The following is a 24,736-nucleotide window of genomic DNA, read 5'->3' on the forward strand; positions in this document are numbered from 1 at the left end:
CCGTATGCAATTTTAAAATAATTCTTTTATAAAATCTTTTAATTTTGAAAAAACAAGTCCCGAATTTTCTTTTCTGGAACTTGAAATCCGACCAATCTTATTTTGATCATCGAATCTATGTAATATTAATCCCAACACTGTAGCAAATTCAGGGCTTCTATACTCGCCGACAAGACCTCCTATAGTTGAAGGGATTCCCAATCTGGCAGACTGCATTCCAAAAATTTCATCTGCTAACTCTGTAGTGCCGTTTAACAATGCGCCTCCGCCGCATATAACAACGGAGCCTCCAAGATGAATACCATGCAGCATACTGTCCACCTTGTTTTTTACCATTACGAAAATTTCAGCCATACGTGCCTGCAATATTTCGCATATTTCACTTCTATATATTTCTTCAGGCCCTCTGCCTCCAAAAGAAGGCAGCAAAACTTGTTCGTCGGATTCCACAAACGGCATCCAACAGCAACCGCTTGAAATTTTTATTTTCTCTGCCATATCAAACGGAATATTTTTTACAATTGCAAGATCATTTGTAACCTGCACTCCTCCTACAGGTAAAGAATATGTAATTATAGGACCTCCATTTTGCATAACAACTATATCGGTGGTCTCTGCTCCAATATCTATTAGAATTGAACCAAGTTCTTGCTCATCGGTTGTCATTACAGCTCTTACATCAGCCAATCCGTTATACATTAAGCCGTCAATATTTAAATTGGATCTTAAAACACAATTAGGTATATGCTTTATAGGCGTAACGGCACCTGTAATTACATGCACTTCCGCTTCAAGTCTGATACCTATCATGTTCAAAGGATCTTTAATTCCATGTTGTTTATCCACACTATAAGAATAAGGAATAACATGAATTATTTGTCTATCCATAGGAAGCTCAAAAGTTTTCGCCGAGTTAATTACAGCTTCTATATCCGTTCGATCAATCTCTTTATTGTTTTTACCCTTATCTCTTATAGGAAAAACGCCTTTAGAATTTATACCCTCTATATGAACTCCTCCTAATCCCACGGTACATTGAGAAATATCCACACCCGACATTACCTCAGCCTCATCTACCGCCTTATTTATTCCCTGGACAGTATTTTCTATATTTGTAACTATTCCCTTACGCATACCTGTAGACTCGCTTATTCCGATACCCGTAATTTGTAAATGGCCTTCTGCATTTTTTTCGGCAACAACAGCCCTAATATTTTTAGAGCCTATATCCAACCCTACAATTATATCATCACTCATACTCAGCCTCTCTTTTTATATAAACGGCATTAGCTCCCCGTAAATCAATTCCAATAATATCTTTCTCTAAATTTATATCTTTTACAACATCAAGAATAAGCATCATGTACCGTAAAGATTCATCCGTCAAAAATTTATCCGTTATTACAGATAATCGGCTTTTCAACGGGTAAATAACCAAATCATATCCTCCGTATTTTTTAGGTTGAATTTTTATTTCTGAAATTTCATTTACTAAAACCGGATATTTTTTTTGTAGAATATCAAGTTGAACAAAAAGCTGAGAGAGTTTTTCATTAATTTGCATACCTTCACGCGGATTTTTAAAAGTTAGTCCCGTAACAATCGGTAAATTCGTTTGAAGTATAGGAGAACCTATTCTAAAAACGACTCCGCATCCGTCAATCTCCATTGGAACAGTCTTTCCGTTAACTTCAGTAAAAGCTACGGCAACAGCTTTTCTCTCAACTATCTTAATCGAAACTTTATCAGGAAATTTTTTTTCTACTGTGGCAGATGATATTCCGGGATATGACACTAATCGTCTGGAAATTTCAGATGAATTTATACTAAGCCATTTGGTATTATTATCTATACCCGCAAGTTTTTTTACTTCGATGGAACTAATATCCAAACAACCTGATACATTTATGACAGCTATGGAATTATAAGGCAAAATAACGGCATAAAATACCGCTTCACCTATTAAAGTTAAAACAAGTGTAATAATAAAAATTTTAATTATAATAGGTTTAAATTTAGATTTTTTTTGAGATGCGGCTTTTTCATCTTTAAAAAACGCATCACTCAAATATTCATCTTTATTCCAATTATATAAAATATCCGCCATTTATTTCTCCTTTTTTTTCACATAGCCGGATGCATTTAAAACCAAACCGCATAAACAAAATGTAACTACCAATGAAGATCCTCCGGATGAAAAAAACGGAAGAGGTATGCCTGTAGCAGGAAGCAGTCTTGAAACAACAGCACAATTCACAAGAGACTGAATTATAATACAACTTACAGCTCCGAAAGATACATAAGCCCCGAATCTGTTTTTACAACCGAATGCTATGCGATAACCAAAAAATGCAAAAAACGCAAGCAGTGCAATATAAAAAATAACGCCGATAAATCCCATTTCTTCCGCCCATACAACAAAAATAAAATCGGAATATATTTCAGGTACACTTGCAATTTTTCGAATACCGTTACCTAAACCCTGCCCCCAAAAACCGCCGCTGGTTAAAGCATTAAGAGAGGCTTGTATTTGAAAACCAGAATCTAAAGGATTCCGTGAGGGATCTAAAAAAGAAAGAATCCGTTCCATTCTATATTCCTTTGTAACAATCATTAAAATCACGAGCGGACTAAACGACACTATAGCTTTTACAAACCATAAAAGAGGAACTCCTGCTATAAAAAACATAAGTACACCAATCAATAAAATAAATATTGATCCGAAAAAATCATTTCCCAAATATACTAATAAAGCAAAGAAGGACATTATAATAAAAGGTGTAATTACTGAAATTAAAGGCTGATCATAATTTCCTTTTTTCTTATCAAAAAAATTAGCTAAAAATAAAATCAAAGAAAGTTTAAGAAGTTCCGAAGGTTGAAATATAAAACCGGCGATATTAACCCATCTTAAAGCTCCGTTTCTCTCTTCTCCAATACCCGGAACAAACGGTAATAAACAAAAAATTAAAGTTACAAACATTATAGCAGGCAATATTTTTCTTATCATAGAAAAATCGGCAAAGAGAAAAAACGTCATTGCGATAATACCTAATATAAAATGTTTTATCTGTTTAGTTACAAAATAAAGATGATTATCAAAAATACGTTGAGCGTAATAAATAGATCCTGAATATAATGTTGCAAAACCAACTCCAAATAAAAGAAGAACGGACATAGCAAACACAAAATCATATTTTTCGGAACGAATATTTTTTTTTGCAATAATATGTTTTACCATTTAAAACTCCCCTTCTTTTAAAACAGGTTCCAGTCTTTCAAGAGCCATAGATCTTGAACCTTTTAATAAAACAAAATCATCCTTACATAAATTCATTTTAAGATTTGTTTTTAAAGAATCGAATTCATCCGTCTTAAACAAATATATTTTCTTTGAGCTATCAAATCTTGTATTTTCATAGGCGGCCTTACAGACAGCCTTACAGACAGCCTTACAGGCAGCCTTATAGGCGGAACAAATATCATCTCCAAAAAAATATAAACTATCGGCATTTGATTTTAATGCTTCCTCTATAATTTTTTTGTGTTGAATTTCAGACTCCTTTCCAAGCTCAAGCATTGAACCCAAAACATAGTGTTTTTTTGACTCGATGTTTAAAGAATTACAAAACCTGATTGCACTTTCCATTGAGTCGGGATTTGCATTATAACAATCTAAAAAATAGGTTACAAAGCCGTGCAGCACTTGAGATCTACCAAACAAAGGCCGCACAGCTTCTAAACCCGATTTTATTTCCTTAGCTGAAAATCCTTTTTTTTCCGATAAGGCTATACATAAAAGAGCATTTTTTACATTATAAACTCCGGGTAATGGAAATAAAATTTCTTCTCCTCTATAAAAAATTTTTGACCCCATCACTCCGGCATCTTCAACCTTTTGAACTAATGAAGAATCATTATCCGAAACCGTAAAAATCGAACCATGCAAAACATCTTTTAAAAAATCGGTAAATTCACATTCCGGAATAAAGCCTAAGGCATCATCATTAAAGCATGAAAAAATTTCTTTTTTTTCCTCAGCAATTGCCTGCTTTGTGCCGAGAATACCGATATGGGCGGTTCCTATATTTGTAATTATAGCTGCGTTTGGTAAAAGAACTTTTGTTATTTCAGCTATCTCACCCCTACGATTCATACCGAGCTCAAATATGCCGGCTTCATGTTCGGGACGGACATCAAAAATCGAAAGAGGTAAACCCGTTTCTGAATTCAAATTGCCCTTTGTCCAAATAGTATTATATTTTTGAGAATATATTGAAGCTAAAATTTCTTTTGTAGTAGTTTTTCCGCTCGATCCCGTTATACCGATTTTATATAAATTCGGAAATTTTTTCAGATAATAACCGGCAGCATCCTGCAAAGCTTTTAAATTATTTTTTACGGCAAGACAAGAAGCTCCATACTCTTTACAAAGAGAGATAAGATTGTTTTCATTTTTTTTAAGATGTTCAAAATCAACAACAAAAAATTTACTCCCCTTTTTTAACGCAGACTCTATATAAATATGTCCATCCTGATTTTCACCTCGTAAAGGAATAAAAAGAGAATTATTTTTTACCTTACGGCTGTCTATCGCTACAGAAGAAAAACTTTTCGACGGTAAAGATAAAAAAACAAGTTTACCCTCCGTACTTCGTAGCAGTTCTTCAAAGGTCATAAGAGGATATTCTAAATTTGTTTTGCAGTTTTCTTTATCCATCCTTATTCTCCTTTGAAATTGAAACCCTCAAAATCTCGCCCGACAAAGCCTTTCGCATTTTTAATTCTTCAACGGCAATTTTTTCTATACGCTCCGGTTTTGATAAAATTGAAATTCCTGAAATTTTATTTTTATTTTCTTCTACAATTCTAGCCTGTTCTTTATTATAATCCGCCAACTCCCTCTCAACACTTACATATCTTGATGATTGCAAAACAATCAAAAACAATAAAAGAGGAATTAGTAAAGTTAAAACGATTGCAAATATTTTTTTCATTTTTGAATCTCCCTATAATCAATTTTTCGTAAAACCCTAAGACGGGCACTTCGCGAGGGAGGATTCAATCTTATTTCTTCATCCGAAGCCTTAACGGCTTTTTTTGTTAAAATTTCAGCTTTAGGCCTGCCCCCGCACTTACATATCGGCACATTTTCAGGACAGGTACAGTTTTTTCCAAGTTCTTTAAAATAGAACTTTACAATTCTATCTTCAAGAGAATGAAAGGTAATAACTCCAAACCGTCCATTAGGAGCCAAAACCGAAAAAGCCGCCTCCAAAAGACGAGGAAGTCTATCCAGTTCTCCATTCACTGCAATTCTAAGAGCTTGAAAAGTTTTTGTCGCAGGATGAATTTTCCCATGTCTGTAGTTTTGAGGAACCGCCTTATAAATACAATCAGCCAATTCTTTTGCATTACTAAAAGCAGTCACGGATCTTTGTTCAACTATACGGGAAGCTATTTTCCTTGAATAACGTTCTTCGCCGTAATTAAAAATCAAATCCGCCAAATCTTTTTCATTATAAGAATTGACAATATCGGCGGCACTTACACTAAGCTCAGGATTAAGTCTCATATCCAATGGTTCGTCAGAAGAAAAAGAAAACCCCCTTCCCGATTTTACATAGTGAAACATAGATATACCCAAATCCAAAAGAATTAAATTGGGAGGAACAAAGTCTTTAGGATAGTTTTTAAAAAATCCATCTGACCAGCCTAAGTGAAAGTTCACACGATCTCCAAAAACCTTTAATCTTTCTTTTGCACGCTCTTGAATAGAAGCATCGGCATCAACACCTATCACCTTCAGTTGAGGATATCTTTTTAAAAAAGCTTCAGTATGCCCTCCTTCGCCCAATGTTCCGTCTACAAAAAGATTATCAGAAACATTCGGTTTTAATAATTCAAGACATTCTTCAAGCAATACCGATCTGTGAACTGGCTGCATAAAACCTAAAAACCTATTTCCCCTAAAGCTTCTGCGGCTTCAGAAAAATCCGGCTCACTCTCCTTTAAATATTTTTCATATTGCTTTAGATCCCACAATTCACAGCATTTACCGAGACCTAAAACAATGCAGTCTTTTTCGAGACCTGCACACTCGCGCAGACTCTGGGGAATAGATATACGGCCGTTTTTGTCAATCTCAATTTCTTGTGCAGGGGCAATTAACCGCCTCATAACCAACAAAGATTGAGCTTTGAATAAAGAAGTTTTCTTCATAATTTCATCCGAAAACTTTTTCCATTTATCTGCAGTAAAAATCCAAAGACAGTTATCTACACCTCTTGTAATAACTAAATTTGAGTCGGGTAATTCTGCACGGATTTTAGCCGGAAACATAATCCTTCCTTTTTCATCAAGAGTATTCTTATATTCTCCGGTCATTGCAAAATTACCCACTTTTTACTACTTTCTCCCACCTACACCCATTTTATCATAAAAATTTAGAATGTCAAGCGGGTTATCTAAAAAAAGTGTATTTTTTTTCGATTTTTTAATATTTTTTAAACTACTTGAATAAAAACGAACTTTCTTCTATTATTTATCGATATTTTATAGGAGGTGTGATAAACAGTTCGCCACAAATGGTGCCTCGCTGTTTATCTGCCGAGTTTTGTACCAAAGGTACAAAACGTCGCATTATTATATGCGGTTTGTAAACAAACCGCTTGAAAAAACTTTTTTCGGAAGCTGAAGCTTCCTACAAAAAGTTTTTATAGGAGAAGCTGATGCAATACAAAAAATCCGATGTTTATGATAATTATTTTGGAACTATCGTTCCTGATCCGTACCGATGGCTTGAAGATGATAATGCCCCTGAAGTCATAGACTGGGTAAAAGAAGAAAACAAAAAAACCGAAGACTTTTTATCCAAAATCTCCTTAAGAGGAGAGCTAAAAAAACGCCTTGAGGAAATTTGGGATTATGAAAAACGCTCAGGACTTTTTAAGGCCGGAAATTTTTACTACTTTTTTAGAACGGAAGGCTTACAAAATCAAAGTATCATGTACCGTCAAAAAGGAAGCGAAAAATCGGAAAACAATCCCGAGCTCTTTTTTGATCCGAATAAGCTAAGTTCGGACGGAACTACAGCTTTAAAAAACATAGCTTTTTCTAAGGATGGAAAATACATGGCCTATTCCGTCTCAGGAAGCGGCTCCGACTGGGAAGAAATCTTCGTCTTTGATTCCGAAAAAAAGACCGATACCGAAGAGCACATACATTGGGTAAAATTTTCCAATATAGCATGGTATAAGGACGGCTTTTTTTACAGCTTCTATGATGCTCCTGATAAGGGAAAGGCTTTAACCGAAAAAAATGAGTTTCAAAAACTCAAGTATCATAAACTTGGCACAAGCGAAAATGAAGATATCCTTATCTTTGAGGACAAGGATCATCCCTTGCGTTCTTTTACTGCAAACACAACTGAAGATGAGAAAACCCTCCTTATCACGGCTTTTGAAGCCGGAAGTGAGGGCAACATGCTTTTTGTTGCGGATCTAAGCGAAGGGATCCCCAAATCTTCACACTGTTTTAAACAATACAATAAAAATTTTAATGACAGTATATACCCTCTTGAAACGGAAAAGGGCTTTTTATATTTATCAACCAATAAAGAAGCCCCATTTTACCGAATTGTAAAGACATCTTTAAACAATATAAGTGAAGCAGCCATCGAAGAAGTAATACCGCAAAAAGACTGTCTTTTATCAAGTGCAGCCCTTTGCGGCGGGAAAATCCTTACGGTTTACTTGCGGGATGTTCAGGATGAAGCCTTTATCAGTGATCTTGACGGAAAAAACAGCACAAAAATAAATCTGCCTGCAAATGGAAGCATCACCTTTTCAGGAACACGAAAAAATGAAGACTCTTTATTTTTCAATTTTACCTCTTATACAACTCCCAACAAAATCATACGATATGATATAAAAACAAATACTTTAACCGATTTTTTTGTTCCTGCAATTCCAATCGACACGGAAGAATTTAAATGCGAACAAGTCTTTTTTAAGAGCAAGGACGGAACAAAGATTCCTATGCACATTGTTTCAAAAAAAGATATTAAACTCGACGGAAATAACCCAACGATTCTGTATGGGTACGGAGGCTTTGCTATTTCCCTTCCGCCAGCCTTTTCTGCAGCCAGAATGGCCTTTTTGGAAAAAGGAGGCATTTTCGCCTGTGTAAATTTACGCGGCGGTCTTGAATACGGAGAAGCATGGCACTCAGCCGGAAAAAAGATGAAAAAACAAAATGTTTTCGACGATTTTATTGCAGCAGGGGAATATTTGATAGAGCACAAATATACCTCAAATAAAAAACTTGCAATTCAAGGAGGCTCAAACGGAGGCCTTTTAATAGGAGCCGTAACAAACCAACGCCCAGATCTTTTTGCCGTTGCAATCCCTCAGGTTGGAGTTTTGGATATGCTCCGCTACCAGCATTTTACCATAGGTTGGGCTTGGGTTGATGAATACGGAAGCAGCGAGGACAGTAAGGAGATGTTTGAATATCTTTATGCCTACTCGCCCCTCCATAACGTAAAAGAAGGGATAAACTATCCTTCCATTATGATATGTACCGGTGACCATGACGACAGAGTTGTTCCTGCACACTCCTTTAAGTATGCTCAAGCCTTGCACGACACTTACAAGGGAAAAAACCCGATCCTCATCCGTATAACCGAAAAAGCAGGCCACGGAGCAGGCAAACCCACTGCAAAAATAATAGAAGAAACGGCCGATATCTACGCCTTTATATTTAATCAAACGGTTTAACCAAATCGGTTTTATTAAACAGGTTTACTAAACCGATTTTACTAAATCGGCCAAGAGAGCCTTTAAATCTTTTTTAAAGGCTCTCTACTTTTCTTCGGTTTTTCCAATTTCAACTTTTCCAAACTTTTTTAACATGGGCTGAATTGCATAGCTCAATAAAAGAAGAGCAACTCCAAACACCAAAGAAGTGATAACCTTCGATAAAATATTCAAAGTATTTAAGTCAACAATAATCAGCTTTGCCGCAACAAATATTATCAGCCCAAGCGAAATATAAACCATCTTAGCCCTTCCCTTCCGTAAATAATAAACAAATGAAGCTATGGAATAAAAAGCCCAAAGAAGGGTTAAGATACCTCCATTTTTTACGGGGAGATAAATATCTACAAAACTCAAGAAAACAAAGATAATACTTATAACTGCAAAGTAAAGAATTTGAGGCAGCTTTAATATCTTAAAAAAAGCAATCAATATAAGGGCATTGACAATATTTATTACAACCGAAATAGCATCTATATTCAAGATTTTAATGAGGATTGCATCCTGATGCGGCATACGGCTGTAAATAAACCCATAATAAAAAAATGCAACGGTAATCAAAAATATACGGCCAACGTTTAAACTTGCCTTATCCTTATTAAGCTTATTTTTATAAAATTTATCCAAGGCTAAAATAAAAAGTCCCGAAAGTAAAATTCCGTATCTAAATTGCTCTGCCGCAATAGAAAAGTCGAAGAGCAAAATTTTCAGCATTAAAATAAAAAAGCAAAGTCTGTAAAAAAATCGGGCATTTTCAGTTTTTTCTTTTATTAGAGAAAGACCGTAAACGGTAAAACTTAGAGCCGCTTCAATTCCAAAGAAAAGATATAAATAAGAGCGGTTCCATTTAAAAAAACAATTTAAAGTGTCTGCAAACGAAAATAAAAATAAAATAAAAATTCCCGCATCTACAGCCCGCTCATAGAACCATCCTTTTTTAAGTTTATGATGCATAAGGTTATAAACAACTATGAGGACGAGCACAAGGCCTTGAGCAAAAATTTCCGTCCTCTTCATATCAAGTTTATACAAACTGAAGATCAAAAATATAAAAATATAGGCTTGAAAAACAAATCCTTGATAAGCCTTTTTAAATTTTTCTTTTTGTACAAAAACCGATAAGCCCATCGGAACAAGATAAAAAGCTCCTTGAAGGAAAAAGAACAGCGGCATAAGATTGTCAAAATCCCGCCCAAGTGAAATTATCGCCATTATATAAGCTGCAGCAAAAAGAAGGTGAAGCAAAACAAAAACTTTTAATTCTTCTTTTTTGCGGAAAAGCCAAAATCCTAAAAAGGCCATACTTAATATAAGGACGGGCTGAATATCGTATGTAAACCTATCCACTACCGTTACATAAAGAGAAAGCAATGCCCCCGCAAGGTAAATAAGCCCCAAATTATCCATTCTTTTTTTTCGGAAAGCAAGATAGGCTAAAACTACATAAAAAAATGAAAAAATAAGATAGACGCTGCTTTGAGGCGCAAATTTATAAACAGAAAGTTTATATGTTAAAAATAAGGAAAAGCCTAAATTTAAAACGCCAAAAGCAGGAGAGAGAATTTTATCCCTTTTCTTTTCATCATCTTTTAAATAAAAATAAAGATCCGGAATGCTATGAACGGCCATCAATAAAAGCACAAGGCCGAAAAACAGAACCGCATCATCGACATTCAAAGCCGTGGTAAGTAAAAGGCGGGTTAAAATTCCTAAAAATGAAATCAGCGAGATAAACTGCAAAAGCCTCCATCGCTTAAAAAAGTAAACCGCCGATGAAAGGGTTGAAACTGCAAATACATAGAGCCCGAAGCCTGTCAAACCTAAAAAGCCTAAATCTACAGCAAAGGGTATTATAAGGGAACCAAGCAAGCCGATTATTGAGATTGATGAAGATGTGGTCATAATTGAGAGGGTGTAAGAAAGAGCCGTAATCAAGCTTAAAAATATAAAGGCAGAAAAATCCCCTAAAATACCGTACCTTAAATAGGCTGCGTAGGCAGTAATATAAAAGACGGCTATACCTCCCCCAAATAGAACCTGACTTAACACAAGCCTCGATTTAGCCGAGCTCCTAAAGCCAAAAAAGCAAAGAGCCGCACCAATCAAACCGCCTATAATCAAGGCGACTTCTTGCGTTATATATCCCTTGTCATAGCTTAGCTTAAAGATAAAGCCCACCCCTATCAAAAGAAGGATAATCCCCAGCTTACTGATAATGGATTCTATTGAAAATAATTTCTTAAAATAGGGAGAAAGAGCAGCATGTTTTTCTTTAATTCCTTTTTTTGTAGAACTTTCGCTTGAACAGGATTTATCTACAGGTGTAGCAGATTCTTTAATAAAAGAATAATTTTCATTTTCTTCATTCTTAAAACCTTCTCCAGCCTTAATCCATACTTCAGGCTTCGCTTCATCAGTCACAGACCCAACCTCTTCATAGGCAATATCAGGCACCTCAACCTCTGGAGAAACATTAGAAAATTTCAATTCCAAATCCGAAAGTTTAGTTTTTAAAAGAATAATTTCTTCTTTCTGTTTTTTTATTTCAACAGCATTTTTGATAGGAAAAAAAATAATATAAATTATAAGACAAATTAGAACAATCAAAAATAATACCATGACTTAACTCCGGTTTTGAACATAAGAGGTACATCCTAACATTTTTTAGTTAAATAATCAAGGAATGGACAATCCGATAAACCGGTGGTGGAATAAAAAAAAGCCAGGCAGCATCCTACTTTCCCACTTGATCAGCAGTATCATCGGCGTAAGAGAGCTTGACTTCCGTGTTCGGGATGGGAACGGGTATTACCTCTCCACTATGGCCACCTGGCAATAAAAAACAAATTAAGGACTTAAAACCGTATCTTCAGTTTTAAGTGCAAGAATAAGGTAAGAGAATGAAGAAAAAAGGTTAATTTTTTATATATAGAAAAAAGAAACAATAATATGGTCAAGCCTCACGACTTATTAGTATTGGTCGGCTTAACACATTACTGTGCTTAGACCTCCAACCTATCAACCTTGTAGTGTGCAAGGAGTCTTTAGGAGGGTTAAACCCTCAGGGATACGTAGTCTTGAGGCGGGCTTCCCACTTAGATGCCTTCAGCGGTTATCCCTTCCGAACGATAGCTACCCGGCAATTACCCTTGGCAGGATAACCGGTACACCAGAGGTTCGTCCATTTCGGTCCTCTCGTACTAAAAACAGCTCCTCTCACGTATCCAACGCCCATAGCAGATAGGGACCGAACTGTCTCGCGACGTTCTGAACCCAGCTCACGTACCGCTTTAATTGGCGAACAGCCAAACCCTTGGGACCTGCTTCAGCCCCAGGATGCGATGAGCCGACATCGAGGTGCCAAACATTCCCGTCGATGTGAACTCTTGGGGAATATCAGCCTGTTATCCCCGGAGTACCTTTTATCCGTTAAGTGACGGCGCTTCCACTCGCTACCGCCAGATCATTAAGACCTACTTTCGTATCTGCTCGAGCTGTCACTCTCGCAGTTAAGCCTCCTTGTGCCTTTACACTCGCTGCGCCGATTTCCAACCGGCGTGAGGAGACCTTCGCGCACCTCCGTTACTCTTTAGGAGGCGACCGCCCCAGTCAAACCGCCTGCCTATCACTGTCCCCATCCCGGCTTCACGGGAAGAGTTAGAAACCTGATTTATCAAGGGTGGTATTTCACTTGCCGGCTCCACTCAACCTAACGGCCAAGCTTCATAGCCTTCCACCTATTCTACACATGATAAACCAAGTCCCAATAATAAGTTGCGGTGAAGGTTCACGGGGTCTTTCCGTCTAACTATGGGTAACCGGCTTCTTTACCGGTATATAAATTTCACCGAGTCTCGCGTTGAGACAGTGCCCAGAATCGTTACACCATTCGTGCGGGTCGGAACTTACCCGACAAGGAATTTCGCTACCTTAGGACCGTTATAGTTACGGCCGCCGTTTACCGGGGCTTCAATTCAAAGCTTCACATTGCTGTTAACCTCTCCTCTTAACCTTCCGGCACCGGGCAGGTGTCACCACCTATACGTCCCATTGCTGGTTCGCAGATGGCTGTGTTTTTGATAAACAGTCGCCTGGGCCTGCTTTCTGCCGCCTCCTCAACTTTTAAAAAAAGGAGGCCACACTTTTTCCGAAGTTACGTGTGCATTTTGCCGAATTCCTTAACGCGAGTTCTCTCGAGCGCCTTAGATTTCTCATCCCATCTACCTGTGTCGGTTTACGGTACGGTCTTTTATAACCTAACCTTAGACAGTATTTCCCGGCACCTTGATTACGCCCGCTTCGCTCCACCTTAGTTTCACTCGCTGTCGCAGCTTACCTTGGATGACGGATTTGCCTATTCATCCTTTTTAACGGCTCGCTTACTTTGACCGGCATCCGTTAGCCGGCCGGGTTTCACCTCATGCGTCCTGCCATCGAAATTATAAAAGGTATCGGAATATGAACCGATTTCCCATCGACTATGACCTTCGTCCTCGCCTTAGGGGCCGACTTACCCTGGGAAGATTACCTTTACCCAGGAAACCTTAGATTTTCGGCGGGGAGGGATCTCACCTCCCTTTTCGTTACTTATACCTGCATTCTCTCTTCCATTTCCTCCAGCACCTCTCGCGAGTATGCCTTCATCAGTTAATGGAATGCTCCCCTACCGCCTTATGCTTTAATCGCATAAGACCCGTAGCTTCGGTATACTGCTTAGCCCCGTTACATTATCTGCGCATGGACACTCGACCAGTGAGCTGTTACGCACTCTTTAAAGGAATTGCTGCTTCTAAGCCAACCTCCTGGCTGTCTAGGTATCCACACTTCATTTCACACTCAAGCAGTATTTGGGGACCTTAGCTGACGGTCTGGGCTGTTTCCCTTTTGACTTGCGAACCTTAGCGCACGCAGTCTCACTCCCATACGTTGATTATCGGCATTCAGAGTTTAACTGGGTTTGGTAGGCTTTGACGCCCCCTAGTCCAACTAGTGCTTTACCTCCGATAATTTTATATGAGGCTGTCCCTAAAGGCATTTCGGGGAGAACCAGCTATTTCCGGGTTTGATTAGCCTTTCACTCCTAGTCACAAGTCATCCATACCTTTTTTAACAGATTATAGTTCGGTCCTCCACAAGGTTTTACCCTTGCTTCAACCTGCTCATGACTAGATCACTCCGGCTTCGGGTCTACGACATGCAACTAAACTTCAGCTTTCGCTGATACGCCCTATTAAGACTCGGTTTCCCTTAGGCTCCGGAACTTCTATTCCTTAACCTCGCTGCATATCGTAACTCGCAGGCTCATTCTACAAAAGGCACGCTACTACCCCATAAAGGGGCTGTAACATCTTGTTGGTTTACGGTTTCAGGTTCTATTTCACTCCCCTTACTGGGGTTCTTTTCACCTTTCCCTCACGGTACTTGTTCACTATCGGTAGCTTGAGTAGTATTTAGCCTTGGATCGTGGTCGACCCGATTTCCGACAGGATTCCTCGTGCCCCGCCGTACTCAGGTACTGCATCAACAAGTCCGATTTATTTCGCTTACGGGGGTTTCACCCTCTGCGCCAGGCTTTCCCAAAACCTTTCTGCTATAAATCGAATTTATCACTTGTCGGTCCCACGCCGATGCAGCCCTTCAACTCCCTCTATAAGGGTTTAGGCTCCTCCAATTTCGCTCGCCGCTACTTTCGGAATCTCTTTTGATTTCTTTTCCTTGAGTTACTTAGATGGTTCAGTTCACTCAGTATCGCTTTACCTCTCTATTTTATTCAAGAGCGTAATGTTAGTATCACTACTAACGGGTTACCCCATTCGGCTATTTCCGTATCACAGGATGTGTGCTCCTACACGGAACTTTTCGCAGCTTACCACGGCCTTCTTCGCCTCTCAGCTCCATAGGCATTCGCCATAAACCTATTTCTTCGCTTGACCATATTATTGTCCCTTCTTTCTTTCACTTTTCGCTTAAAAAGAAGTTTTGTATTTTTCTTAAGTTTCACGCTGTAATGTACTTACATTCCAGCGCCTTCATTCCCTTCCCTATCTATGTCAAATATCTTTTGCAAAATCCTAAAAGGACACGCTGAGCCGATTTTCAATCGGTTTGGGCCTGATTAGAGTTGAACTAATGACCCCTTCCTTATCAGAGAAGTGCTCTAACCGACTGAGCTACAGGCCCTATAAAAAAGAGTTTCAGGAAAGAACAGAAAGAAGTATCAAATTGTCTTGTGTACTTCAAGACTATTATACAAGTATTAGTTTGTATATTATTTAGAAAGTTAAAACAACCTTCTATACTTACCCTTTCTCTTAGAAAGGAGGTGATCCAGCCGCACCTTCCGGTACGGCTACCTTGTTACGACTTCACCCTCCTTACCAAACGTACCTTCGGCACCGTCCTCCTTACGGTTAGACTAGCGACTTCGGGTACCCTCGACTCGGATGGTGTGACGGGCGGTGTGTACAAGGCCCAGGAACGTATTCACCGCACCGTGCTGATGTGCGATTACTAGCGATTCCAACTTCATGAAGTCGAGTTTCAGACTTCAATCCGGACTACGATTGCTTTTTTGCGTTTTGCTTGACCTCGCGGTGTCGCTTCGATTTGTAGCAACCATTGTAGCACGTGTGTAGCCCTGGACGTAAGGGCCATGATGACTTGACGTCATCCCCACCTTCCTCCGATTTGTCATCGGCAGTTCCGCCAGAGTCCTCAGCTTTACCTGTTAGTAACTGGCAGTAGGGGTTGCGCTCGTTGCGGGACTTAACCCAACACCTCACGGCACGAGCTGACGACAGCCATGCAGCACCTGTCAAGAGCCGTATTGCTACGCTGCCATATCTCTATGTCATTGCTCTTGATGTCAAACCCAGGTAAGGTTCCTCGCGTATCATCGAATTAAACCACATGCTCCACCGCTTGTGTGGGCCCCCGTCAATTCCTTTGAGTTTCACCCTTGCGGGCATACTTCCCAGGCGGTACACTTAATGCGTTTGCGTCGGCACCGAAGCTCTTGCCCCGACACCTAGTGTACATAGTTTACTGTGCGGACTACCAGGGTATCTAATCCTGTTTGCTCCCCGCACCTTCGTATATCAGCGTCAATCATCGGCCAGAAACCCGCCTTCGCCACCGGTGTTCTTCCAAATATCTACAGATTCCACCCCTACACTTGGAATTCCGGTTTCCCCTCCGTGATTCAAGTTAAGCAGTACCCAATGCAGTTTACGAGTTGAGCTCGTAGATTTCACACCAGGCTTACCTAACCGCCTACATACCCTTTACGCCCAATAATTCCGAACAACGCTCGCCCCTTACGTGTTACCGCGGCTGCTGGCACGTAATTAGCCGGGGCTTATTCGCATGACTACCGTCATCAGAGAAGCATTCCCTCTTCCCCTTATTCTTCATCTGCAAAAGAATTTTACAACCTTTCGGCCTTCTTCATTCACACGGCGTCGCTCCGTCAGACTTTCGTCCATTGCGGAAGATTCTTAGCTGCTGCCTCCCGTAGGAGTTTGGGCCGTATCTCAGTCCCAATGTGTCCGTTCACCCTCTCAGGCCGGATACCCATCGTTGCCTTGGTGAGCCTTTACCTCACCAACCAGCTAATGGGACGCAGGCCCATCCTAAAGCGGAGCCGTAGCTCCTTTTCCTTATACGGCTTTATCCGTATAAGCACATTCGGTATTATCTAATATTTCTACTAGCTATCCCCATCTTCAGGGCAGGTCACCCACGCGTTACTCACCAGTCCGCCACTCTAGGGGAGAGCAAGCTCTCCCTTACCGTTCGACTTGCATGCTTAAGACGCGCCGCCAGCGTTCGTTCTGAGCCAGGATCAAACTCTCCATCATTATTATTTCAAGCCGCCCTTAAAGAGCGGTTGATTTCTAATTTTAGTTTGTCCCTTACTTATATTGTTAAGGAATTTGGTAAAGGTTAATCAGCTTAACCCTTACCGGTTTTTGATACTTTCCTTACCAAAAGCTTTTCGCTTTGGCTATTTTTGTTCTTTCCCTTCCCTCTTAGTTTCAAATATCATTTGCTAAAAAGCATAAAATGCTATTTAGCGAGCAAAAGTGAGTATACATTATTTCCTCACTTTTTGTCAAGTGCTTTCTAAAAGTTTTTTTATTTTTTTTAACATTTTTGCAGCTTTTAAACTGCTAAACTTAAGAAGCCTCGTCTTCATTCAAAAAGCAAAACTTTCAAAACTTTTCTGGTGTTTTCTGCGCTTTTCAATGCAATCCCGCCCTCTCAGACGGTGAAAGCGAATATATACCTTTCTACAACTTTTGTCAAGTCCTTTTTATAGGATTTTTTGTAAAATTTTCATTTATTTTTAACAAAAACAGAAAGACATTGATTTGATATTTAATACTCACCCGGAGTAAGTACGATGGTAAACAAACTCTCTTTATTTTTGTCATTATATACAAATTCCATATTCAATTTATCCTTTCGAAATTGTTCAACACTGGTCTGAGACTTAAATTCCGTGGTAAGAGCTTCTTTTGTAGCAGATTCAATCAGTTTCCATACATCTTCCGTATTATCGCTTTTAAGCATGGCAGTAAAGGAATAAATATATTGCAGGGTATGAGAATCTTCAACATAGTTAACCTCATCCAGCTGAATATTATCATCTATTTTTGTAGGGCACTGCTTGTTTAAAGAATCAGCTATAATTTTATAGTTAGTTTTATATCCGTCTTTATCGCTGTCTTTAGCACAAGCAAAACAACATACAAAACAGATCATTATTGCCGTTAAAATACTTATTTTTTTCATTATTTTCATCTTAATCTCCTAAAATTTTATATGTTTTTTAATATTCCGTGTGTTTAAAATCAAATACAAAAAGCTCTTTACCTTCCTTATCTTTAAAAACATAAACAAGTTTTACCTTGTCTTTTCTAAACATATCCAGTGCAGCCTGACCTTTTAAGCCGGATAACATAGCATCTCTCATCATTCCTAAGGTGAGGTCTACAGTATTAGCAGGAATATCCGATTTTTTTATGTTCATTATGCTGTAGCTATAAACTAGAGCATGTTCTTTTGCATTGTATTGAACGGAATCAAGCCTTGTTATTTCATCAAGCATTACGGGACACTGTTTTGTTGCAGCTTCTGCTACCAGCTCATATTTACTTAGATCACCATTGTTTTTTGCCGGACTGCTTTTGTTCTCATTTGTTTTACATGAAAAAACAAACACAACAGACAGCGTTAAAGCCAAAAGAATAATTTTTCTACATGTTTTCATTTTTTTCTCCTAAATTTTTAATTTAGTTGGTATACGCACAACTTAAACTATGAGTATGGTTTTATCACAATTTTAAAAAAAAGATAAGAGCTTAAATAAATAAATTTAAAAATATGCTAGCAAGACTATCAAAAATACATCAAAAATCGAACCTTGACGGTAATGGCGTACTATGGTATAATCGATTGAAATTAAGAGTTCAGTAGAGCTATATAAAACTGTACTCTATAGGAGGATTTTATGATTATTGGTATTCCTAAGGAAATCATGCATGGAGAAGACCGTGTTGCCGCTACCCCGGAAACATGTGAGCTTTTGGTTAAAGACGGACACAAAGTTTTAGTAGAAAAAGGGGCCGGTGAAGGCGCCTATTTCCACGATCCGGAATATGAAAAGGCCGGAGCAGAAGTAGTTTCCGATGTTAAAAAACTTTTTTCCGATTCGGAAATCATTTTAAAGGTAAAAGAACCCCTTTATAATGATGCAATGGGCTGTCATGAAATCGATATGATGCATAAAGGACAGTATCTTATCACGTTTATTCACCCTGCAGCCCCTGTTAACCATGAAATGGTTAAAAACATGGCGAAAAAAGGCGTTATTTCTTTAACACTCGACGGAGTTCCTCGAATTTCAAGGGCACAAAACATGGATGCTCTTACTTCGATGAGTACTTGTGCAGGTTACAAAGGAATTTTAATTGCTGCAAATCTCTTGCCGCGCTTTATCCCTCAAATTTTCTGTGCTGTAGGTATGATTAAACCTATGAATGTCTTAGTAGTCGGAACAGGTGTAGGAGGCTTACAGGCCCTTGCAACAGCAAAAAGACTTGGAGCTGTAACTTATGCAGCAGATATTAGGCCTGCAGCCCGTGAACAAGCTCAGTCCCTCGGTGCTAAGATTATCGATTTAGGTGTTCCTGAAAATGAAGCCATCGGTGAAGGCGGATATGCTCTTCATCTTAAAAAAGAGACCCTCGAAAACGAAAGAAAGCTGCTCGCTCCTCATATTAAGGACATGGACATAATCTTCCTTTCGGCCCTTGTTCCGGGAAAACTCGCTCCGGTTATTATAACGGAAGAAATGGTAAAAACTATGAAACCCGGTTCGGTAATCGTTGATATTTCAATCGACCAAGGCGGAAACTGTGAGTTAACACCTCCGGGCGAAGTCGTAAAAAAACACAATGTTCACCTTGTAGGTATTAAAAACATCCCCGGACTTCTTCCTTCAAGCTCTACATGGATGTTTGCTCAAAATATTTGCAACCTCACCCGCTATCTTATCAAGGACGGAAAAATCGAGCTTGATAGAAACGATGACATCGTCAAAGGTATCCTTACCACTATTGACGGCGAAATCGTTCATAAGGGAGCCAGGGAGGCAATGGGCATATGAGTTTGGAATTGATACTGGTTCTTGTCTTTGTTGTAACGACCCTTATAGGCTACAAGCTGATCAAGAACGTACCAAGTCTTTTGCATACCCCTCTTATGTCGGGTATGAATGCCTTATCCGGCATTACCATTTTGGCAACTATGACCGCTACGGCATATGCAGTTACAACAGGCAGCAAGATTTTCGGCTGTATAGGCATCATTTGTGCAACAATAAATGTAGTTGCCGGCTTCGGTCTTACGGACAGAATGCTTAAAATGTTTAAAACGGGCAATGAATCTAAAGAGGGTATAAAATGACGAATACGGTTTATTATATTATTTGCGGAGTACTCAGCATTGGGGTTCTTTTAGGAATCAACATGATGAGTAAGGTTAAATCGGCAGTTAAGGGAAACCGTTTAAGTGCCCTTTGTATGCTCGCAGCCGTATGCGTAACCCTTTATAAATATAATATATTCTCTGCAGGAATGATGTGGGCAGGACTTGCGATAGGAGCGGCAATCGGTATTTACCTCACAATAAAAGTAGAAATGATTACCATGCCCCAAACGGTTGCCTTACTCAACGGTTTAGGCGGAGCAGCTTCGGCTGTTGCAGCCCTCTTAACTCTCGCAGCGGTTAATTCTCAAACAGGAATATTTGCTATCGTTACGGGAGGGATAGCCTTAGCAGTAGGAGCTTTAACCTTTTCAGGCAGCTTAATAGCCGCAGGAAAGCTTCACAAGCTTCTTCCTCAAAAACCAACGGTTCTGCCTGCTCATCAGGCTTTGACCACAGTCAGCTTTTTAGGAATGATAGCCTTCATCGTTCTTCTTCCTATTAAGCCTGAACTAATGATGAGCATTTCGGTTGCAGGGCTTGTAATAAGCCTTCTTTTCGGTATCTTCTTTGCTATACGTGTAGGCGGAGCGGACATGCCGATTACGATTTCTCTTTTAAATTCCACTTCCGGTGTTGCAGCCTCAATTGCAGGTATGGCAATAAGAGATATTCTTTTGGTATCTGTCGGAGGCATAGTCGGAGCTTCAGGGCTCCTGCTTACCCAGATTATGTGCAGAGCAATGAATAGGAGCCTCGCAAATATTCTTTTCAGTAAGGCGGCTTCACCGGCTAAGCCGGCACAGCCCGCAAAGCCTTCAGAACCTTCATCAAAAGGAGCATCGGAAGCAAAAGCTCAGCAAACGGAAGAAGCAAAACCTGCTCAACAAGCGCTTACGGCAACAGGACATGCCGATAAATCACAGCTTCCCTCATGGTTTAACAACGCAAAGGAAATTATCATTATTCCGGGCTACGGCATGGCTCTTTCACAGGCACAAGGCTTGGTAAAACAACTCGCAGATAAACTCGAAGCTATGGGAAAGAACGTGCGCTTTGCAATCCATCCCGTCGCAGGAAGAATGCCCGGCCACATGAACGTACTTCTTTGCGAGGTCGATATTCCCTATGACAAGCTCTACGAAATGGAAACCATAAACCCGGACTTCGATAAGACGGATTTGGCCATAATCATAGGAGCAAGCGATGTTGTAAACCCTGCCGCAAACACGGCAGAAGGCACACCCATCTACGGAATGCCTGTCTTGGCTGCAGAAAAAGCGAAAAAGCTAATAATCTGTAACTATGACCTTCAGCCTGGCTATGCTGGAGTTCCAAATCCATTGTATGAACCTAATCCCAACACTATGATGCTCTTAGGAGATGCAAAGGAAAGCATAAACACCATGCTAGACTCCCTCAGAACTAAAAACTCAAGCGGAGAGTCAGGGAACGCCTCAGAAAACACATCGGGAGGAGCTTCTTCAAGTCCGGCATCAAGCACTAACCGGCCGGCCGAAGCTCAAATCGGCCCTTGGTTTAACGATGCAAAGGAAATCATCATTATTCCGGGCTACGGCATGGCTCTTTCACAGGCACAAGGCTTGGTAAAACAACTTGCAGATAAACTCGAAGCTATGGGAAAGAACGTGCGCTTTGCAATCCATCCCGTCGCAGGAAGAATGCCCGGCCACATGAACGTACTTCTTTGCGAGGTCGATATTCCCTATGACAAGCTCTACGAAATGGAAACCATAAACCCCGACTTCGATAAGGCGGATTTGGCTATCATAATCGGAGCAAGCGATGTTGTAAACCCTGCCGCAAACACGGCAGAAGGTACGCCCATTTACGGAATGCCTGTCTTGGCTGCAGAAAAAGCTAAAAAGCTAATCATCTGTAACTATGACCTTCAGCCCGGCTATGCGGGAGTTCCAAACCCCTTGTATGAACCTAATCCCAACACTATGATGCTCTTAGGAGATGCAAAGGATAGTTTAAACAAGATATTGGAAAATCTATAAGTTAAAGGGGCTTTTTAAAAGCCCCTTTAACTTGAAAAAGGACTAAGGACGTACATTCATAAACGGACTCAGGATGTCCGTGGTTATGTCAAATGCGTACGTCCTTGTACGCATTTGACACCGAGTTTTTCAAAGACAAGCTTTGAAAAACATCGCAATAGTCTACAGTAATCGACCTCCTGTCGATGTTTTGCCTTCAGGCAAACTTGAAGTTCAAAAATGTACTCTGGATGTACATTGTTCATCGGCACTTGAATTTTCTCCCTCTTTTATATAAAATGCTTTCCGTCAATTTAATATACTCGGAGTAAAACATGGCTTATCCTTTTAGTACGATAGAACCTAAATGGCAAAAATATTGGGAAGAAAACAAAACCTTTAAAACAGTTGAAGACAAAAATTATCCTAAAGATAAGAGACTCTATATTTTGGATATGTTTCCCTATCCTTCGGGAGACGGTCTTCATGTAGGACACCCTGAAGGCTATACTGCAACGGACATTTACAGCCGTTTTTTACGTATGAACGGATACAATGTGCTGCATCCGATGGGTTTTGACTCCTTCGGACTGCCTGCAGAAAACTATGCCATTAAGACGGGCGTTCATCCTCTTATTACCACCCGAAAAAATATCGAAACCTTTAAGAAGCAAATAAAATCGATAGGTTTAAGCTATGACTGGGATAGGGAAATTTCTACAAGCGAAGAATCCTATTATAAATGGACCCAGTGGATATTCCTTCAATTATTTAAAAAAGGACTAGCCTACGAAAAAGAAGCGCCCATCAACTGGTGTCCTTCCTGCTTAACAGGCCTTGCAAACGAGGAAGTAAAGGATGGAAAATGCGAAAGATGCGGAGCTCAAATAAAGCGCAAAAACTTGAGGCAGTGGATTTTAAAGATAACCGAATATGCCGAACGCCTCTTAGAAGACTTGGACGAACTCGACTGGCCCGAATCCATCAAAATCATGCAAAAAAATTGGATAGGCAAGAGTACGGGAGCTGAGGTTGACTTTGCCCTTGTCGATAAGGACGGAAAAGAAACGGGGCAAAAAATCAAGGTTTATACAACCCGCCCCGACACGATTTTCGGAGCGACCTACATGGTCTTGGCCCCGGAACACGAGCTAGTAAAAAGCATAACTACAAGCAGCCAAGAAAAAGCCGTTGCCGCTTATATCGAAGAGGCCGCAAAAAAAAGCGACCTCGAAAGAACAGACCTCGCAAAAAACAAGACCGGCGTTTTTACGGGAGCCTATGCAATCAATCCATTGACGGAACAAAAAATCCCCGTCTGGATTTCGGACTATATTTTAATCTCCTACGGCACGGGAGCAATTATGGCAGTACCCGCCCATGATGAAAGAGACTTTGAGTTTGCTGCCCAATTCAATCTGCCTAAAATCAAGGTTGTAGCCGGTGCGGAAGAATGGGAAAGCGGAAAAAGAGACTTTTCTGAGGAACCTGAGGCTTGTACAACCGAGGACGGCTATTCGGTAAACTCAAAACAGTTTGACGGTCTAAAAACGGAAGAAGCAAAGACAAAGATCACGGAATATCTTGAAAACTTAGGCCTTGCAAAAAGAGCCGTAAACTACAAACTCCGTGACTGGATTTTCAGCCGTCAGCGCTATTGGGGTGAGCCCATACCCTTGGTACACTGCCCCTCTTGCGGAATAGTGCCTATAGACGAAAAAGACCTTCCCCTAACCCTCCCCCAAGTAGAAAGTTATACTCCCACAGGTACAGGAGAAAGCCCCTTGGCTGCTATCGACTCTTGGGTAAATACAAAATGTCCCAAATGCGGAAAGGAAGCAAAACGGGAAACCAATACAATGCCTCAGTGGGCCGGTTCTTGCTGGTACTATCTCCGCTTTATAGACCCTCATAACAACGAAGCCTTTGCCGACAAAGAAAAATGCGATTACTGGATGCCTGTAGATCTCTATGTAGGAGGAACCGAACATGCAGTTCTCCATCTATTATATGCAAGGTTTTGGCACAAGGTCTTGTATGATCTGGGTCTGGTCTCTACAAAAGAACCCTTTACACGGCTTGTAAATCAGGGAATGATAACCTCCTTTGCCTACATGAGAAAAAACAAGAGCCTTGTTCCGGCCGATAAGGTAAAAAAAATATCGGAAACCGAATTTGAAGACATTGAAACCGGAGAAAAACTTGAACAGGTAATAGCCAAGATGTCCAAGAGTTTAAAGAACGTTATCAATCCCGATGACATCATAAAAGAATACGGAGCAGACACTCTGCGCCTCTACGAAATGTTCTTAGGCCCCTTAGAGGTTTCAAAACCTTGGAACACAAGCGGTATTATGGGAGTATTCAGGTTTTTGGAAAAAATATGGAATCTATCCGATAGGGAAATATATAAAACGCCGGTCAACGATACCTCGACCCCTGAAACCAAGACACTCACTGTTCTTTTAAATAAGACCATAAAAAAGGTAACCGAGGACACAGCCTCTCTTAACTTTAACACTGCCATAAGCCAGATGATGATTTTTATAAACGAGGTTTCAAAGCACAAAAAAACACCCCACTATGTTTGGTATAATTTTGTAAAACTTTTAAACCCCTACGCTCCTCACTTGGCTGAAGAGCTTTGGCAAAAGATGGGTAATGATGAATCGATAGCCTATTCTCACTGGCCGATGTTTGTAGAAAAATTCTGCGTTGACCAAACCTGCACGGTGGTAGTACAGGTAAACGGAAAACTCCGAGGTAAATTTGAGGCAGAGGCAGGTACCTCTAAAGAGGAACTGGAACGCCTTGCACTTTCAAATGAGGGTGCTGTCCGCAACATTGAAGGCAAGGAGATAAAAAAGATAATTACAGTGCCCGATAAACTTGTAAATATTGTTGTACAATAGGGCATCCTAC

15 protein-coding genes, 1 tRNA gene and 3 rRNA genes are annotated in these 24,736 nt (G+C 39.9%); 5 read left to right on the forward strand and 14 right to left on the reverse strand.

What is annotated here, in order from left to right; translation table 11 throughout:
- Window positions 1-12: 12 nt before the first annotated feature.
- From ftsA to mraZ, 7 genes are read right to left on the reverse strand one after another with little or no spacing between them, the layout of a single operon-like run.
- Window positions 13-1,257: a cell division protein FtsA gene (ftsA, locus tag E4N74_RS06840; protein WP_044979624.1), complete on the reverse strand. Its 1,245-nt coding sequence runs from the start codon at window positions 1,255-1,257 to the stop codon at window positions 13-15.
- A complete protein-coding gene (locus E4N74_RS06845) occupies window positions 1,250-2,107 on the reverse strand; it encodes a cell division protein FtsQ/DivIB (protein WP_044979625.1) in 858 nt (285 codons plus the stop codon). The genes ftsA and E4N74_RS06845 overlap by 8 nt, the downstream gene beginning before the upstream one ends.
- The gene (gene ftsW / locus E4N74_RS06850) at window positions 2,108-3,241 is read right to left on the reverse strand and encodes a putative lipid II flippase FtsW (RefSeq protein WP_255817096.1); all 1,134 of its coding nucleotides are present in this window, start codon (window positions 3,239-3,241) and stop codon (window positions 2,108-2,110) included.
- The gene (locus E4N74_RS06855; protein ID WP_255817097.1) at window positions 3,242-4,720 is read right to left on the reverse strand and encodes a UDP-N-acetylmuramoyl-tripeptide--D-alanyl-D-alanine ligase; all 1,479 of its coding nucleotides are present in this window, start codon (window positions 4,718-4,720) and stop codon (window positions 3,242-3,244) included.
- A complete protein-coding gene (locus E4N74_RS06860) occupies window positions 4,713-4,997 on the reverse strand; it encodes a cell division protein FtsL (protein ID WP_044979627.1) in 285 nt (94 codons plus the stop codon). Before E4N74_RS06860 ends, E4N74_RS06855 begins: the two co-directional genes overlap by 8 nt.
- A complete protein-coding gene (rsmH, locus tag E4N74_RS06865; protein WP_255804752.1) occupies window positions 4,994-5,947 on the reverse strand; it encodes a 16S rRNA (cytosine(1402)-N(4))-methyltransferase RsmH in 954 nt (317 codons plus the stop codon). Before rsmH ends, E4N74_RS06860 begins: the two co-directional genes overlap by 4 nt.
- Window positions 5,948-5,952: 5 nt before the next feature.
- The gene (gene mraZ, locus E4N74_RS06870; protein WP_255806594.1) at window positions 5,953-6,387 is read right to left on the reverse strand and encodes a division/cell wall cluster transcriptional repressor MraZ; all 435 of its coding nucleotides are present in this window, start codon (window positions 6,385-6,387) and stop codon (window positions 5,953-5,955) included.
- A 344-nt stretch (window positions 6,388-6,731) separates the two neighbouring features.
- On the opposite strand from mraZ, the gene E4N74_RS06875 reads away from it, so the two are divergent.
- Window positions 6,732-8,780 (forward strand): prolyl oligopeptidase family serine peptidase, encoded by a 2,049-nt coding sequence (locus tag E4N74_RS06875; protein ID WP_255817098.1) that lies wholly within the window; start codon window positions 6,732-6,734, stop codon window positions 8,778-8,780.
- Window positions 8,781-8,864: 84 nt separating this feature from the next.
- Here E4N74_RS06875 and E4N74_RS06880 read toward each other — a convergent pair whose 3' ends face one another.
- From E4N74_RS06880 to E4N74_RS06910, 7 genes are all read right to left on the reverse strand, one after another.
- Window positions 8,865-11,438, reverse strand: a complete 2,574-nt coding sequence (locus tag E4N74_RS06880; RefSeq protein ID WP_255817099.1) for a DUF2339 domain-containing protein — start codon at window positions 11,436-11,438, stop codon at window positions 8,865-8,867.
- A gap of 102 nt (window positions 11,439-11,540) precedes the next feature.
- Window positions 11,541-11,652 (reverse strand): 5S ribosomal RNA (gene rrf / locus E4N74_RS06885).
- Between the two features lie 116 nt (window positions 11,653-11,768).
- Window positions 11,769-14,752, reverse strand: a 23S ribosomal RNA gene (locus tag E4N74_RS06890).
- Window positions 14,753-14,925: 173 nt separating this feature from the next.
- Window positions 14,926-14,999: transfer RNA gene (locus tag E4N74_RS06895), tRNA-Ile, on the reverse strand.
- A 135-nt stretch (window positions 15,000-15,134) separates the two neighbouring features.
- Window positions 15,135-16,678 (reverse strand): 16S ribosomal RNA (locus E4N74_RS06900).
- The 16S, 23S and 5S rRNA genes sit together here with 1 tRNA gene alongside, the layout of an rRNA operon.
- Before the next feature lie 520 nt (window positions 16,679-17,198).
- Window positions 17,199-17,624 (reverse strand): hypothetical protein, encoded by a 426-nt coding sequence (locus tag E4N74_RS06905; RefSeq protein WP_044977248.1) that lies wholly within the window; start codon window positions 17,622-17,624, stop codon window positions 17,199-17,201.
- 28 nt (window positions 17,625-17,652) lie between these two features.
- The gene (locus tag E4N74_RS06910) at window positions 17,653-18,093 is read right to left on the reverse strand and encodes a hypothetical protein (RefSeq protein WP_255817100.1); all 441 of its coding nucleotides are present in this window, start codon (window positions 18,091-18,093) and stop codon (window positions 17,653-17,655) included.
- A 240-nt stretch (window positions 18,094-18,333) separates the two neighbouring features.
- Here E4N74_RS06910 and E4N74_RS06915 point away from each other — a divergent pair, with 240 nt between their 5' ends.
- The 4 genes from E4N74_RS06915 (at window position 18,334) to leuS (ending at window position 24,726) form a co-directional block, all read left to right on the forward strand.
- Window positions 18,334-19,491 carry an NAD(P) transhydrogenase subunit alpha gene (locus E4N74_RS06915; RefSeq protein WP_255817101.1) on the forward strand — a complete coding sequence of 386 codons (1,158 nt, stop codon included), beginning with the start codon at window positions 18,334-18,336 and terminating at the stop codon, window positions 19,489-19,491.
- Complete coding sequence (locus tag E4N74_RS06920; RefSeq protein WP_255817102.1) at window positions 19,488-19,790, forward strand: NAD(P) transhydrogenase subunit alpha part 2; 303 nt, start codon at window positions 19,488-19,490, stop codon at window positions 19,788-19,790. Before E4N74_RS06915 ends, E4N74_RS06920 begins: the two co-directional genes overlap by 4 nt.
- Complete coding sequence (locus E4N74_RS06925; protein WP_255817103.1) at window positions 19,787-21,835, forward strand: NAD(P)(+) transhydrogenase (Re/Si-specific) subunit beta; 2,049 nt, start codon at window positions 19,787-19,789, stop codon at window positions 21,833-21,835. Before E4N74_RS06920 ends, E4N74_RS06925 begins: the two co-directional genes overlap by 4 nt.
- Window positions 21,836-22,149: 314 nt before the next feature.
- Window positions 22,150-24,726 carry a leucine--tRNA ligase gene (gene leuS / locus E4N74_RS06930; protein ID WP_255817104.1) on the forward strand — a complete coding sequence of 859 codons (2,577 nt, stop codon included), beginning with the start codon at window positions 22,150-22,152 and terminating at the stop codon, window positions 24,724-24,726.
- Window positions 24,727-24,736: the final 10 nt, after the last annotated feature.

The organism is Treponema putidum, assembly GCF_024401155.1.
Taxonomy (GTDB): Bacteria; Spirochaetota; Spirochaetia; order Treponematales; family Treponemataceae; genus Treponema_B; species Treponema_B putidum.

What these genes read in the sequence shown, in the direction of transcription:
- E4N74_RS06880 (WP_255817099.1), bottom strand. Translation starts at nt 11,438, where the DNA reads ATGGTATTATTTTTGATTGTTCTAATTTGTCTTATAATTTATATTATT.
- E4N74_RS06920 (WP_255817102.1), top strand. Translation starts at nt 19,488, where the DNA reads ATGAGTTTGGAATTGATACTGGTTCTTGTCTTTGTTGTAACGACCCTT.
- E4N74_RS06875 (WP_255817098.1), top strand. Translation starts at nt 6,732, where the DNA reads ATGCAATACAAAAAATCCGATGTTTATGATAATTATTTTGGAACTATC.
- rsmH (WP_255804752.1), bottom strand. Translation starts at nt 5,947, where the DNA reads ATGCAGCCAGTTCACAGATCGGTATTGCTTGAAGAATGTCTTGAATTA.
- E4N74_RS06905 (WP_044977248.1), bottom strand. Translation starts at nt 17,624, where the DNA reads ATGAAAATAATGAAAAAAATAAGTATTTTAACGGCAATAATGATCTGT.
- mraZ (WP_255806594.1), bottom strand. Translation starts at nt 6,387, where the DNA reads ATGACCGGAGAATATAAGAATACTCTTGATGAAAAAGGAAGGATTATG.
- E4N74_RS06860 (WP_044979627.1), bottom strand. Translation starts at nt 4,997, where the DNA reads ATGAAAAAAATATTTGCAATCGTTTTAACTTTACTAATTCCTCTTTTA.
- ftsW (WP_255817096.1), bottom strand. Translation starts at nt 3,241, where the DNA reads ATGGTAAAACATATTATTGCAAAAAAAAATATTCGTTCCGAAAAATAT.
- leuS (WP_255817104.1), top strand. Translation starts at nt 22,150, where the DNA reads ATGGCTTATCCTTTTAGTACGATAGAACCTAAATGGCAAAAATATTGG.
- E4N74_RS06845 (WP_044979625.1), bottom strand. Translation starts at nt 2,107, where the DNA reads ATGGCGGATATTTTATATAATTGGAATAAAGATGAATATTTGAGTGAT.
- E4N74_RS06855 (WP_255817097.1), bottom strand. Translation starts at nt 4,720, where the DNA reads ATGGATAAAGAAAACTGCAAAACAAATTTAGAATATCCTCTTATGACC.
- ftsA (WP_044979624.1), bottom strand. Translation starts at nt 1,257, where the DNA reads ATGAGTGATGATATAATTGTAGGGTTGGATATAGGCTCTAAAAATATT.
- E4N74_RS06925 (WP_255817103.1), top strand. Translation starts at nt 19,787, where the DNA reads ATGACGAATACGGTTTATTATATTATTTGCGGAGTACTCAGCATTGGG.
- E4N74_RS06910 (WP_255817100.1), bottom strand. Translation starts at nt 18,093, where the DNA reads ATGAAAACATGTAGAAAAATTATTCTTTTGGCTTTAACGCTGTCTGTT.
- E4N74_RS06915 (WP_255817101.1), top strand. Translation starts at nt 18,334, where the DNA reads ATGATTATTGGTATTCCTAAGGAAATCATGCATGGAGAAGACCGTGTT.